Genomic DNA, 13,283 nt, shown 5'->3' with positions numbered 1-13,283 from the left:
GTACCTCTCATGTTCGAACGCCTTATTCAATTTGCCATCGAGCAGCGCCTGATGGTGCTGCTGGCGGTGCTGCTGATGGCCGCGCTCGGTGTGGCCAGCTATCAGAAACTGCCGATCGATGCGGTTCCGGACATTACCAACGTCCAGGTCCAGATCAACACCCAGGCGGCGGGCTTCTCGCCGCTGGAAACCGAACAACGCATCACCTTCGCCATCGAGACGGCCATGGCCGGCTTGCCGGGCCTTGAGCAAACCCGCTCGCTGTCGCGTTCGGGCCTGTCCCAGGTAACGGTGATCTTCGAGGAAGGCACCGACCTGTTCTTCGCCCGGCAACTGGTCAACGAGCGCCTGCAACAGGCGCGCGGGCAACTGCCGGAAGGTGTCGAGGCCGCGATGGGGCCGATCTCCACCGGCCTGGGCGAGATCTTCCTGTGGACGGTGGAAGCCGCCGAGGATGCGCGCAAGGAGGACGGCAGCCCGTACACGCCCACCGACCTGCGCGAGATCCAGGACTGGATCATCAAACCGCAACTGCGCAACGTGCGCGGGGTCGCGGAGATCAACACCATCGGCGGCTTTGCCAAGGAGTATCAGATAGCCCCCGATCCCAAACGCCTGGCCTCCTACAAACTGACCCTGGCCGATTTGCTCACCGCCCTGGAGCGCAACAATGCCAACGTCGGTGCCGGTTACATCGAGCGCCGCGGCGAACAGTTGCTGATCCGCGCGCCGGGGCAACTGGCCGGGATCGAGGATATTGCCAACATCGTCCTGGCCAACATCGACGGTACCCCCATCCGTGTGCGCAATGTCGCTGAAGTCGGCATCGGAAAAGAGCTGCGCAGCGGTGCAGCGACCGAGAATGGCCGCGAAGTGGTGCTCGGCACGGTGTTCATGCTGATTGGCGAGAACAGCCGCACAGTGTCCCAGGCGGTGGCGCAGAAACTGGTGGAAATCAACCGCTCACTGCCGGCCGGGGTCAGCGCGGTGACGGTCTATGACCGCACCAATCTGGTCGATAAAGCCATTGCCACGGTGAAGAAGAACCTGATCGAAGGCGCGATCCTGGTGATCGTGATTCTGTTCCTGTTCCTCGGCAACATCCGCGCCGCGTTGATCACCGCGATGATCATCCCACTGTCGATGCTGTTTACCTTCACCGGGATGTTCAGCAACAAGGTCAGCGCCAACCTGATGAGCCTCGGCGCGCTGGACTTCGGCATCATCGTCGATGGCGCGGTGGTGATCGTCGAGAATGCGATCCGCCGCCTGGCCCATGCCCAGCAGCACCATGGGCGCCTGCTGACCCGCTCCGAACGCTTCCATGAAGTCTTCAATGCTGCCCGCGAAGCACGTCGGCCGCTGATCTACGGGCAGTTGATCATCATGGTGGTGTACTTGCCGATCTTTGCCCTGAGCGGCGTCGAGGGCAAGATGTTCCACCCGATGGCGTTCACCGTGGTGATTGCCTTGCTCGGTGCCATGTTGCTGTCGGTGACCTTCGTGCCCGCGGCGATTGCCCTGTTCGTCACCGGCAAGGTCAAGGAAGACGAGAACTTGCTGATGCGCAGCGCCAAGCGTGGCTACGCACCGCTGTTGCAGTGGGTGATGGGCCATCGGTCGCTGGCGTTCAGCCTGGCCGCGGTGATGGTGCTGTTGTCCGGTGTGTTGGCCAGTCGCATGGGCAGCGAGTTCGTGCCGAGCTTGAGCGAAGGTGATTTCGCCCTGCAGGCGTTGCGCGTGCCCGGTACCAGCCTGAGCCAGTCGGTGGCCATGCAGCAGCAACTGGAACAGAGTGTGTTGAGCCAGGTGCCCGAGGTCGAGCGGGTGTTCGCACGGACCGGTACCGCCGAGATCGCTTCTGACCCGATGCCACCGAACATCTCCGACAGCTATGTGATGCTCAAGCCGCAAGACCAGTGGCCGGATCCGGGCAAGTCGCGCGAGCAACTGATCGCCGATATCCAGCGCGCCAGTGCCCGCGTGCCGGGCAGCAACTACGAGCTGTCACAACCGATCCAGTTGCGCTTCAACGAGCTGATTTCCGGCGTGCGCAGTGATGTCGCGGTGAAGATCTTCGGCGACGACATGGATCAGCTCAACCGCACCGCCGCACAGATTGCCGCGGCGCTGCAGGCGGTGCCGGGGGCGTCGGAAGTCAAGGTCGAGCAGACCTCGGGATTGCCGGTGCTGACCATTGACGTCGATCGCGACAAGGCGGCGCGCTACGGACTCAATGTCGGCGATGTGCAAGACACCATCGCCGTGGCGGTAGGCGGACGTCAGGCCGGCACCCTGTACCAGGGCGACCGTCGCTTCGACATGGTAGTGCGTCTGTCCGACAACCTGCGCACCGACATCGACGGCTTGTCGCAGTTGTTGATCCCGGTGCCGGCAGGTGCTGCCGGCAATGGCCAGATCGGCTTTATCACCCTGGCCGATGTCGCCAGCCTGCAGCTGGTCCAGGGCCCCAACCAGATCAGCCGTGAAGACGGCAAACGCCTGGTGGTGGTCAGTGCCAACGTGCGCGGGCGTGATATCGGCTCGTTTGTCGAGGAGGCCGGTGAGCGCATCGATAGCCAGGTCAGCATCCCGGCCGGTTACTGGACGCGCTGGGGCGGTCAGTTCGAGCAGTTGCAGTCGGCGGCGCAGCGTCTGCAGGTGGTGGTGCCGGTGGCCTTGCTGCTGGTGTTCGGCCTGCTGTTCATGATGTTCAACAACCTCAAGGACGGTTTGCTGGTGTTCACCGGTATTCCTTTTGCCTTGACCGGAGGGGTGGTGGCGTTGTGGCTACGGGATATTCCGCTGTCGATTTCGGCCGGGGTCGGTTTCATTGCCTTGTCGGGTGTGGCGGTACTCAACGGCCTGGTGATGATTGCCTTTATCCGTGGTTTGCGCGAGCAGGGGCGGACACTGCGCCAGGCCATCGATGAAGGTGCGCTGACCCGCCTGCGACCCGTACTGATGACCGCGCTGGTGGCTTCCCTGGGCTTTATTCCCATGGCCCTGGCCACCGGCACTGGCGCCGAGGTGCAGCGACCGCTGGCGACCGTGGTGATCGGCGGGATTCTGTCCTCCACCGCCTTGACCTTGCTGGTGCTGCCAGCGTTGTACTACCGGGCTCACCGTAGGGACGAAGAAGACGACGCCGGTGAAGTGACGAAACTGTAATTTCACGCTCATCTTCGAGTTATTCAGCCCTTGTCAGGATACCCACGGCGGCCGCATCAGCGGCCGTCGTGCGTATTACGGCGAATAATCAGGAGTTGAAGATGGGGAATAAAACCACAACCTGTATCACCGGCGTCCTGGCCCTGGCCAGTTGCTCAGTCAGCTATGCCTCCGTCGAGCCCGCGGGCTTTGTCGAGGACAGTAGCCTGACGCTGCTCAGTCGCAATTTCTATTTCAATCGTGACTATCGCAAGGGCGGCGAGTCACCCACCGGCAAGGCCGGTTATGCCGAAGCCTGGGCCCAGGCGTTTATCGCCCGATTCCAGTCGGGCTACACTGAGGGCACCGTCGGCTTTGGCCTCGACGCCTATGCCATGCTCGCGCTCAAGCTCGACAGTGGCGATGGCCGCAGTGGCGGGCGCAGCTCGTTCGATATGCTGCCGGTCGATAGCAACGGCGACACCGCAAGCAACTTCAGCAAGCTGGGCGGCGCCCTCAAGGCGCGCCTGTTCGACACCGAAATCAAAGTGGGTGACGTGTTCCCGACTACGCCGGTGGTGCATTTTGGCGACTCTCGCCTGCTGCCGGAAAGCTTCAGCGGCTGGACCCTGGAAAACACCACCCTGGAGAACTTCACCTTGCAGGGCGGGCGCCTGCATGCCATGAGCCAGCCGCTATCGAGCAACAACCGTGACGGCTTCGAGACCTTTTACGCAGGTCCGGTCGACTCGCCCTGGCTAGGCTACTTCGGCGGCGATTATCAGGCCACGGACAACCTCAGCCTGAGTCTCTACAGCAGTCGCCTGAAGGATGCCTGGGATCAGTACTACGCAGGCGTCAGCTATCAGTACCCGATCTCCGAACAGCTCAGCGTTTTCAGCGGTTTCAATTATTACAAGGCCAAGGATCAGGGCCAGCAATTGCTCGGCAGCTTCGACAACGACATTTGGAGTGCCCGGGCCGGATTCAGCTATGGCGCCCATACCCTGGCGTTGTCCCATCAACGCAACCAGGGCGACAACGACTTCGACTACCTGCGCCAGTCCGACTCGATCTACCTGGACAACTCGATCCAGTACAGCGACTTCAACTCACCCAAGGAACGCTCGTGGATGCTGCGCTACGACCTGGACATGGCCAGCTATGGCGTACCGGGCCTGACCTTCATGACCCGCTACGGGCGTGGCAGTGACGCTGATTATTCCGATGCCAACGCGGTGTACATGCGCCGTGATGCCGAGGGTAATCCACTGACCGGGCAGAAGCGCTGGGAACGCGATATCGAGGCGAAATATGTGGTGCAGTCGGGCACCTTCAAAGACCTGTCGCTGCGCATGCGTCAGGCCACCACCCGGGCCACGGCGTTCGAGTCGGACCTGGACGAAGTGCGCCTGATAGTGGAGTACCCGCTGACCCTGTTGTAGGGCGTTTATTGCAACACTGTAATGTCCTGCTCACCTTGTCGTTAGCTTGCCCTTCGTAAGATTGAACCGTACTGAAATTCAATCACGAGGTGAGCAACATGAGCCTGATCAAGTATGCATTGATGGGCGTTCTGGCCCTTGGCAGTGGTGCCGCGCTGGCCGAAGGCGGCGCGGAACGTTCGAAACAGTTCTGGGAAAAGTTTCGCCTGAGTCAGGAGCAGATCCACGGCAAGCAGGATCAGGCGGTTGTCAGCTCCGACGCGCAGAAGCGCGCCAACGCTCAGCAGCAGGTGGTCAAAGAGTAGCTCCATTCACCTTGATAGCTCCCCGCTCCTTTGGTAAAGGTGAATTTTGGCGCCCATATGGGCGCCTTTTTTATCTGCGCATTACCCGTCCGGATGACAGTCTGGTGGCATTACTCCGCGCCTCTTCATCGAGTTTTCTGTAGTCGGCGAAGCCATGCAGATGGCTGCGCCAGCGCTGCCTGGAACGTAGTGTCGAGCAGTCCGCCAGATCACCTGATCTCGGTGGCCTAAATACGTTTCAGGATAAATGAGGAGCTCATCATGACCCTGGATATGACAGAGAACGAATCTCTTGTCGGAATGGATGTACAGCAAAAAGCTGAGCGGGTACCCCAGCAGTACTTCGAGGCCATCACCGGCAGTGCGTCCAGTCTGGATCCAGCGCTGATTTTTACCCGGGATAACCTCCTGGCAATCAAGCGCTATGCCAGCGTAGTGCGCAGGTTGCCACCGGACCGGGAGAGTCTGCAGCGATCGATGAACTTCGTACTGCTGGAGATCGATCCCGAGGAAATTCACCTGTTCTACGAGGATCTACGCCGGCACGTGTCGGGATGGAATGTATTGGAGCAGGAGACCAAGACCCTCGGAACTCAACTTGACAACTTCGCCACGAACTTCACGTCGGATGGGCATGCGTTGCTCAGGGGGATCAGTGAGTCGGAGGCAATTCGCAACGCAAACCTCTTGCGGGGGCTGGACGAGCAGGTACTGGAGCATGTTCAGGCAAGGCGCCTGGAGCCGATGGAGCATGTCCAGGTCATACACTCGATGACGGAATACCTGGCAGTGATAGCGGAAGACATTAGTCTGGCGATCCAGCGCATCACCTCTGTCAAAGATCGGGCCAACAGGTTCGCCCGCGATGTTGTGGACAATCTTCGGCCTAAGGCTGAAGGACTTCTGCGAGGATTCAATGGCAAAGCAGACAAGGACAAGCTTGATGAGATGAACCAGCAGCTGCTGCGATTGGATCAGCTGATTACCGAGAAGACCGAGGCGTACACGTCACTTGTCGGCTACACCCTCGCCGGGCTTTGGTTTGGACCTGTCGGTGTGGCGATCACCGGCGGGATTTACGGTTCTCAAGCCGAAACGGTCAGGAAGGAGAAGAATCAGTGCATCGAGCAGCGAAAGCAATTGGCTGAAACGCTCGGGGAGCTGGAGCCTGAGATCGGCAAGTTTCAAATCACCATGACGCTACTGCGTGACCTGGAGCTGCGCCTGGTTGAGGTCGAGTCAGCGGCGAAAAATCTGGAGGATGTGTGGAACACGCTCAGTGTGTATGCCGACGAGTCGCAGCGCGACCTTGAACGGATCGATACGGATGTCAGCCTGGCGCGATTCGCCTTGCGGTTTGAGCGTGTGATTCGTCCCTGGAAATCGATTCGTAGCAAATCCCAACAACTTTCTGAAGTGTTCAATGAAGTAGTAGACCGTTATGTTGAGGAGAACTGACATGGACCGTCAAACCAGCCCGGAAGCTGTAGTTCCCGATGTAAACGCAATGCGAACGCTGCAGGAGAATATCTCTCGCTTGCTCGGCAGTGATACCGACTCGCTTTTACCTTCGGTGCGGGAGAAGCTCGGGGATCTGTTGGCCCTGGTTCGAGAAACCGACGCGCTGTTGTCTGATCATGTCCTGCGGGGAGTGATCATGCTCAACAACCAGCCGTGGCCGGATCTCCTGCGGGTGGGTGATAGTGCATCCGGGCAGCGAAGCGAGTTAGAAAAGGACATGGAGGAAGATCTGCTGCGCGTATACAGCCGTCTGGATACCCTTTGCCAGAGTATAGATAGCAAGCTTGGCAGGTTAACTGCGTTCAATTTGCCGGATGTAGGGACGCGTGCTGGCATGCTGGCCAAGGATCGCGATGAACAGAAGATCCGTGTTGAGCGACAGCTGCAGATAGTTCAACAACTGGAACAACGCAAAAAGGACCTGGATGAGCTCATTGCACTGTTCCAGGCTCCTGGCATCAAAGACGTGATCAAGGGGCTGGTTCCTCGGGAGGAAGAGCTGGATCTGTTGTTCAAACAGGTGCAAAACCCCTCGCTCGATCCAGACCTGTTCAAGCAGGGCGTGAAGAAGTTCAACGCCAGTCTGGATATCATCGGGGAAGGCCGCAAGTTTAGTGACTTGCTCAAGGCTCGGGACGTTCTGGTCTTGCAAATCAAGGAGCAGCAAGCAGTGCTGTCCACTCAGCGGCAAGCTCTGGAGACGATCGAGCGGGAGATCTCCGAGCTGCCGGGCATTACCAAGGTGATGGGGTGGCGGGATAAATGGCTGATCGAAGGGCGCAAACTTCATCAGGGCTGGCAGCAGCGCCTGAACATCGTGAAAAGCGCCACTGAGCTGCGCTCACTGAGCGCGTCGCTGGATGTACTGCGGGGTTATCTTGTACAGGTCCGCAGAGTTTATGAGCAACCTCGGGGCTGAGTGACCTTTGCCCGGATGCAGGGCCTGAACGCACCAGGCTGAAGGGGGCTTGCGACCGGACTGGCTAGTTCCTGGCCAGTCCGGTCGCTGCTTGTTCAGCCCTTACTTGCGTGCCACCAGCACTGCCCGACGCGGCGCAGGCAACCCTTCGATGGTACGGCTGTGGTCGGCGGGGTCGAGGAAATCGCTGAGCGACTGGTAACGCATCCACTCGGTGCTGCGTTGCTCCTCGATGCTGGTGACGCTGACATCGACGCAGCGCACATCACTGAAACCGGCGCGGCGCAGCCAGCGCTCCAGAGCCGGCACCGAAGGCAGGAACCAGACGTTGCGCATCTGCGCATAGCGGTCTTCTGGCACCAGCACCTGATGTTCGTCGCCCTCGACCACCAGCGTTTCCAGCACCAGTTCGCCGCCTTTTACCAGGCAGTCCTTGAGCGCCAGCAGGTGCTCGATGGGCGAGCGGCGGTGGTAGAACACGCCCATGGAAAACACCGTGTCGAAGCCTTCGAGATTGGCCGGCAGGTCTTCCAGGGCGAAGGGCAGGTGCCAGGCAGGCAGCTCTGGCAAGTAGCGCTGAACCGCCTGGAACTGGCAGAAGAACAGCCAGTTGGGATCGACGCCGATTACGCTGTCGGCACCGGCACCGAGCATGCGCCACTGGTAGTAACCGTTGCCGCAGCCGACATCGAGAATGCGCTTGCCCTTGAGATCCAGGTGCGGGGCGACCCGTGACCATTTCCAGTCCGAGCGCCACTCGGTATCGACATGCACGCCGAACAGGTCGAACGGGCCCTTGCGCCATGGCGACAAGCCCATCAACGCCTGGCGCATGCGATCGCGGGTGCCTTGGTCACAGTCGCAATCGAGGTTCAGGCCGTTGACCAGGTCGACTTTGCTCGGCACCAGCGCCGGCAGCGCGTCCAGGGCATTCTGCCAACGCTCCAGGTCGCCGTGACCTTTCTCCATCTTGGCGTCGAGTTGCGCTTGCAGGCCTTGTGACCATTGCGCCAGGGGGGTGCCCGCCAGGCGGCGGACCAGTGGGGAAAGATCAATCATGGCAAGGCAATCAACGAGGCAAAGTTAAGGCATTGGAACCAGGGCACGACCTTGGAAAAACCGGCTGCCAGCAGGCGTTCGCGGTGTTCTTCAAGGCTGTCGGGTTTCATCACGTTCTCGATGGCGCTGCGCTTCTGGGCGATTTCCAGTTCGCTATAGCCATTGGCGCGTTTGAAGGCGACATGCAGGTCAGTGAGCAGGGCGTGTTCGTCCGGGTCGTTGAAGCGCAGCTTCTCCGAGAGGATCAGTGCACCGCCCGGCAGCAGCGACTGGCGGATACGCGCGAGCAGCTCCAGGCGCTGCTCGGGGGCGATGAACTGCAGGGTGAAGTTCATTGCCACCACCGAGGCAGGCTGGAACTCCAGAGCAAGGATATCGCCCTCGATCACCTCGACCGGCAGCAGCTCCTGGAACATCGAGTCCTGGGCATTGAGGTATTGCCGGCAGCGCTCGACCATGGCTGCCGAGTTGTCGATGGCGATCACCCGGCAACCGTCGCTGCGCACGTGGCGGCGCAGGGCCTGCGTCACCGCCCCCAGTGAGCTGCCCAGATCATACAGGGCGGTGTTCGGCTGGGCGAACTGGGCAGCCAGTACACCGAGGTTCTCGACGATAGTCGGATAGCCGGGCACCGAGCGCTTGATCATGTCCGGGAACACCCGCACCACGTCTTCGTTGAAGGCGAAGTCGGGCACCTGGCCAAGTGGCTGGGCGAATAGGCGGTCGGGTTCTTTGCTCACGGGGGCAATCCAGGCATTAGGCGGTAAAAGTCGGGCATTTTAGCCAAACTGGCCGCCAGATGCATGGCCTGGCTGACCAGCGCTGCTACTTCACCGTGATTGCGCAGTCGAACGTCTGCACCGGACGCACCTCCGGGGCCCAAGGCTGCTGGTAAACCAGCAGCAAATGCCCCTCACCTGCTGCCTGGGCCAGGAAGCGCCAGGTCGATTCTCCCGCACTGCCGACGATCCCGGCATCTTCTGGATGGCTGTAGACCTCAGGGCCCAGGCTGCGCAGGATGCCCGCAGCGGGGTTCTGCAGCAGCCAGCGATAGCCGGTGCTGGGGTTGCTGGGCAAGGTCAGGGTGAGGGTCTGATCCATCTCCAGGCGGATAGGGCACTGGCTCGACTTTTCCAGCACCACGTTGTCGTGTTTGCTCGGGGTTTGTGAACAGGCTGCCAGGAGGGGCAGGCCAAGGACCAGCAATTTGCAGTTGATCTTCATTGATAATCCATTCATTCAGGCTGGCTTTGGCTTTCAGGAAAGCCTGCCCTCTGCTGGGCAGTACGCAGCCGTAATAGTTTGAAGGTCCCAGGCCGGCTTGGCCTATCAACAGGGACATGATTATGAGCAGTACACAAAAGGATTTTGACACATTGCAGAAAGAGGCTGAACTGCTGCCCGGGAACCTTATTCAGGCCATGGCAGAGCGCGATGGGCCTGAGGAAGGGGGACTGACCCTGACGAGGGAGCACATCGTCACCCTCAACCAGTATGCAAACCATGTCTTCAGCCTGCCTGTTGCCCAGGATGCACTGATTCGCTGGCTGGGCTATTCCACCATCGCCGAGCCGGCGCTGATGCCGAACAGCATGGGCGACATGCACAAACAGTTGCAACAACACGGACGCAGCTGGACAACGCTTGCCGACAACAGCAGGAAACTCGGCTTCGAGTTGGCTGCCAGTGCCAATGGCATCAATACCACAGGTGACGAGGTATTGGTGCTTCTCGAAAAAAGCAGCGCCCTGGGTAAGAGGAGAGAGGCGTGGGACACCCTTCGTTTCGACAAACCGATCAGTCTTGGTACGGACGACAAACGCCGGGTCCTGGACCTGGTTGACTGTATGGAAGTCCTGCGCGAAGACGTGGATCTTTTCGCTCGGCGTGTGAGTGCAGTTCGCGAGGAAATCGAGCAGTTTCGAGATCACGCGCGTGAAAAACTATTGCCCTTGGTGGCAACAAAAACCGAGGCGATCAAGCGTCAAAAGGCGAGTGGGGCGGTACAGTACTTACGTGAAGATTTGGCCGATCTGTCAGAGCGACTTCAGAAAATGGAAGTGCTTCTAAGGGAAGTGGTGACCGCTTCTTCACATTTTCATTCAGCCTGGCAAAGCCTCACTGTCTTCATCGATGCGTCGGCTGAACGGCTTCGGCAAATCACCACGGGCCAGCAACTGGCCCGGTTCGCAATCTACTTTGGCAGGTTTCTGGGGCAGTGGAGCACCATCGAGCAAATTGCCCTGGAGATGAACCGCAAGCTCACCCGGTTTCACTCATGAGCCGCTTGGCGCCACTCAGACATCGCTGACAGTACTGCTGCGGGCTTTCCATGCCCGCATTCAGGCTTGAGCTGGCCTCAACTAAACAACACTTTCGCCACATCACTGAAGCGCTTGGCAAAGTGCACGCTCAGGCCTTCCTTGAGGTAGTCGGGCAACTCTTCGAAGTCGCCGCGGTTGGCTTCCGGCAGGATCAGTTCAAAGATTTTCTGCCGCCGTGCCGCAATGACCTTCTCGCGTACCCCGCCAATCGGCAGGACCTGCCCGGTCAAGGTCAGCTCGCCGGTCATCGCCACGCCTTTCTTCGGTGCCTGGTCGCGGGCCAGGGACAGCAGGGCGCTGGCCATGGTCACCCCGGCGCTGGGGCCGTCCTTGGGCGTGGCGCCTTCGGGCACATGCAGGTGGATGAAGGCTTCATTGAAGTACGAGGGTTCACCGCCGTACTTGATCAGGTTGGCGCTGACATAGCTGTAGGCGATTTCCGCCGACTCCTTCATTACATCACCCAGCTGGCCGGTCAACTTGAAGCCGCGGTTGAGGGTGTGGATGCGTGTTGCTTCGATCGGCAGGGTAGCGCCGCCCATGCTGGTCCAGGCAAGGCCGGTAATCACGCCTTTGCCCGACAATACCTGCTCGCTGCGAAACACCGGCATGCCCAGAGAGGCTTCGAGATCTTTGCTGCCGATCTTGATCTTCGCTTCGGGGTTTTCCAGCAGTTGCATCACCGCCTTGCGCACCAGTTTGCCCAGCTGCTTTTCCAGCTGACGTACACCGGCCTCGCGGGCATAGCCTTCGATGACCATGCGCAGGGCGCTGTCGGTAATGCTCAGGCTGGATTTGGCCACACCGGCTTTTTCCAGCTGCTTGGGCCACAGGTGGCGCTTGGCGATAGCCAGTTTTTCTTCGGTGATGTAGCCGGACAGGCGAATCACTTCCATGCGGTCGAGCAGCGGCCCGGGGATCGAGTCGAGGGTGTTCGCGGTGCACACGAACAGCACCTTGGACAGATCCAGGCGCAGGTCGAGGTAATGGTCGAGGAAATCGACGTTCTGCTCGGGATCGAGGGTTTCCAGCAGCGCCGAGGCGGGGTCGCCCTGGTAGCTCTGGCCCATCTTGTCGATCTCATCGAGCATGATTACCGGGTTCATCACCTCGACGTCCTTGAGCGCCTGCACCAGTTTGCCCGGCTGGGCGCCGATGTAGGTGCGCCGATGGCCTTTGATCTCGGCCTCGTCGCGCATACCGCCGACGCTGAAGCGATAGAACGGACGGCCCAGGGATTGCGCGATGGATTTGCCGATGCTGGTTTTGCCGACCCCGGGCGGGCCGACCAGCAGGACGATGGAACCGCTGATTTCACCTTTCCAGGCGCCGATGGCAAGGAATTCGAGGATCCGGTCCTTGATGTCGTCGAGCCCGGCATGGTGCTGGTCGAGGATCTTGCGTGCGTGCTTGAGGTCGAGCTTGTCCTTGCCATACACGCCCCAGGGCAGGGCCGTGGCCCAGTCCAGGTAGTTGCGGGTGACGGCGTACTCAGGGGAGCCGGTCTCGAGAATCGACAGTTTGCTCATCTCTTCGTCGATGCGTTTTTTCGTGGCGGCAGGCAACGTCTTGCCCTGCAAACGCTGTTCGAACTGTTCCAGATCGGCACTGCGGTCGTCTTTGGTCAGGCCCAGTTCCTGCTGGATGACCTTGAGCTGCTCCTTGAGGAAGAACTCGCGCTGATGCTCGCCGATCTGCCGGTTCACCTCGGCAGAAATCTCGTTCTGCAGGTGCGCGACTTCGACCTCTTTGCGCAGCATTGGCAGGACTTTTTCCATGCGCTTGAGCATCGGCACGCAGTCGAGTACTTCCTGCAGCTGGTTGCCGGTGGCCGAGGTCAGCGCCGCGGCGAAGTCGGTCAGCGGCGACGGATCGTTGGGGCTGAAGCGGTTGAGGTAGTTTTTCAGCTCTTCGCTGTACAGCGGGTTGAGCGGCAGCAGCTCCTTGATCGCGTTGATCAGGGCCATGCCATAAGCCTTGACCTCGTCGGTCGGCTCGCTCGGCTGATGCGGGTATTCGACTTCGACCAGGTACGGCGGGCGGTGGTGTTTGAGCCAGGTGCGGATGCGTACGCGAGTCAGGCCCTGGGCGACGAACTGCAGCTTGCCGTTCTCGCGGCTGGCGTGGTGAACCTTGACCAGGGTGCCGTACAGCGGCAGGGCTGAGGTGTCGAAATGGCGGTGATCTTCCGGTGGGGTGTCCATGAAGAACAGCGCCAGGGAGTGATGCGGGGTCTTGGACACCAGGTCCAGGGTTTCGGCCCAGGGTTCTTCATTGACGATAACCGGCAGTACTTGTGCCGGGAAGAACGGGCGGTTGTGGATCGGGATCACATAGACCCTTTCCGGCAGTTGCTGGTCGGGCAGGGCGAGGTTGTGGCCGGTGTGTCGGGAGGCTTCAGGATGCTCGACTTCGGCGTGTTCCTCGGGGCGTTCGGGTAGATCCTGCTGGTCACTCATGGGGCACCTGCGTATATGACTATGGTGCTTACATGGGGCGGGTTGGGGGGTGTTTCAATGGTTAGGGCTGATCGCGGGACAAGCCCGCTCCCACAGAGGCC

The 13,283-nt window shown here is 60.2% G+C and carries 10 protein-coding genes; 6 read left to right on the top strand and 4 right to left on the bottom strand.

What is annotated here, in order from left to right; translation table 11 throughout:
• Positions 1-9 precede the first annotated feature (9 nt).
• The 5 genes from AC07OF_RS06310 to AC07OF_RS06290 all read left to right on the top strand — a co-directional run bounded on the left by AC07OF_RS06310 (position 10) and on the right by AC07OF_RS06290 (position 7,340).
• Positions 10-3,171 carry a CusA/CzcA family heavy metal efflux RND transporter gene (locus AC07OF_RS06310; protein ID WP_495072674.1) on the top strand — a complete coding sequence of 1,054 codons (3,162 nt, stop codon included), beginning with the start codon at positions 10-12 and terminating at the stop codon, positions 3,169-3,171.
• Positions 3,172-3,272: 101 nt separating this feature from the next.
• Positions 3,273-4,595 carry an OprD family porin gene (locus tag AC07OF_RS06305; RefSeq protein ID WP_495072673.1) on the top strand — a complete coding sequence of 441 codons (1,323 nt, stop codon included), beginning with the start codon at positions 3,273-3,275 and terminating at the stop codon, positions 4,593-4,595.
• 98 nt (positions 4,596-4,693) lie between these two features.
• The gene (locus AC07OF_RS06300; RefSeq protein ID WP_157191366.1) at positions 4,694-4,900 is read left to right on the top strand and encodes a hypothetical protein; all 207 of its coding nucleotides are present in this window, start codon (positions 4,694-4,696) and stop codon (positions 4,898-4,900) included.
• Between the two features lie 261 nt (positions 4,901-5,161).
• Positions 5,162-6,358: an alpha-xenorhabdolysin family binary toxin subunit A gene (locus AC07OF_RS06295; RefSeq protein WP_157191367.1), complete on the top strand. Its 1,197-nt coding sequence runs from the start codon at positions 5,162-5,164 to the stop codon at positions 6,356-6,358.
• A gap of 1 nt (position 6,359) precedes the next feature.
• A complete protein-coding gene (locus tag AC07OF_RS06290; protein WP_476446620.1) occupies positions 6,360-7,340 on the top strand; it encodes an alpha-xenorhabdolysin family binary toxin subunit B in 981 nt (326 codons plus the stop codon).
• 102 nt (positions 7,341-7,442) lie between these two features.
• Here AC07OF_RS06290 and cmoB read toward each other — a convergent pair whose 3' ends face one another.
• From cmoB to AC07OF_RS06275, 3 genes are all read right to left on the bottom strand, one after another.
• A complete protein-coding gene (gene cmoB, locus AC07OF_RS06285) occupies positions 7,443-8,399 on the bottom strand; it encodes a tRNA 5-methoxyuridine(34)/uridine 5-oxyacetic acid(34) synthase CmoB (protein WP_157191369.1) in 957 nt (318 codons plus the stop codon).
• Positions 8,396-9,139 (bottom strand): carboxy-S-adenosyl-L-methionine synthase CmoA, encoded by a 744-nt coding sequence (cmoA, locus tag AC07OF_RS06280; protein WP_157191370.1) that lies wholly within the window; start codon positions 9,137-9,139, stop codon positions 8,396-8,398. Before cmoA ends, cmoB begins: the two co-directional genes overlap by 4 nt.
• An 85-nt stretch (positions 9,140-9,224) precedes the next feature.
• Positions 9,225-9,623: a protease inhibitor I42 family protein gene (locus tag AC07OF_RS06275; RefSeq protein WP_157191371.1), complete on the bottom strand. Its 399-nt coding sequence runs from the start codon at positions 9,621-9,623 to the stop codon at positions 9,225-9,227.
• 122 nt (positions 9,624-9,745) lie between these two features.
• Between AC07OF_RS06275 and AC07OF_RS06270 the strand changes: the two genes are divergently transcribed.
• The gene (locus AC07OF_RS06270; RefSeq protein WP_476446622.1) at positions 9,746-10,681 is read left to right on the top strand and encodes a hypothetical protein; all 936 of its coding nucleotides are present in this window, start codon (positions 9,746-9,748) and stop codon (positions 10,679-10,681) included.
• A 77-nt stretch (positions 10,682-10,758) separates the two neighbouring features.
• Here the strand turns inward: AC07OF_RS06270 and lon are convergent, their stop codons facing one another.
• Complete coding sequence (lon, locus tag AC07OF_RS06265; RefSeq protein ID WP_157191373.1) at positions 10,759-13,182, bottom strand: endopeptidase La; 2,424 nt, start codon at positions 13,180-13,182, stop codon at positions 10,759-10,761.
• Between the last annotated feature and the right edge of the window lie 101 nt (positions 13,183-13,283).

Source organism: Pseudomonas sp. GW821-FHT10B02 (assembly GCF_059415665.1).
The sequence above is the reverse complement of the archived record's forward strand: the minus strand, read 5'-3'. Positions and strand labels throughout refer to the sequence as shown.

Coding starts and splice junctions, on each gene's coding strand:
- AC07OF_RS06275 (WP_157191371.1), bottom strand. CDS start 9,623: ATGAAGATCAACTGCAAATTGCTGGTCCTTGGCCTGCCCCTCCTGGCA.
- AC07OF_RS06310 (WP_495072674.1), top strand. CDS start 10: ATGTTCGAACGCCTTATTCAATTTGCCATCGAGCAGCGCCTGATGGTG.
- AC07OF_RS06305 (WP_495072673.1), top strand. CDS start 3,273: ATGGGGAATAAAACCACAACCTGTATCACCGGCGTCCTGGCCCTGGCC.
- AC07OF_RS06300 (WP_157191366.1), top strand. CDS start 4,694: ATGAGCCTGATCAAGTATGCATTGATGGGCGTTCTGGCCCTTGGCAGT.
- AC07OF_RS06270 (WP_476446622.1), top strand. CDS start 9,746: ATGAGCAGTACACAAAAGGATTTTGACACATTGCAGAAAGAGGCTGAA.
- cmoB (WP_157191369.1), bottom strand. CDS start 8,399: ATGATTGATCTTTCCCCACTGGTCCGCCGCCTGGCGGGCACCCCCCTG.
- AC07OF_RS06290 (WP_476446620.1), top strand. CDS start 6,360: ATGGACCGTCAAACCAGCCCGGAAGCTGTAGTTCCCGATGTAAACGCA.
- AC07OF_RS06295 (WP_157191367.1), top strand. CDS start 5,162: ATGACCCTGGATATGACAGAGAACGAATCTCTTGTCGGAATGGATGTA.
- lon (WP_157191373.1), bottom strand. CDS start 13,182: ATGAGTGACCAGCAGGATCTACCCGAACGCCCCGAGGAACACGCCGAA.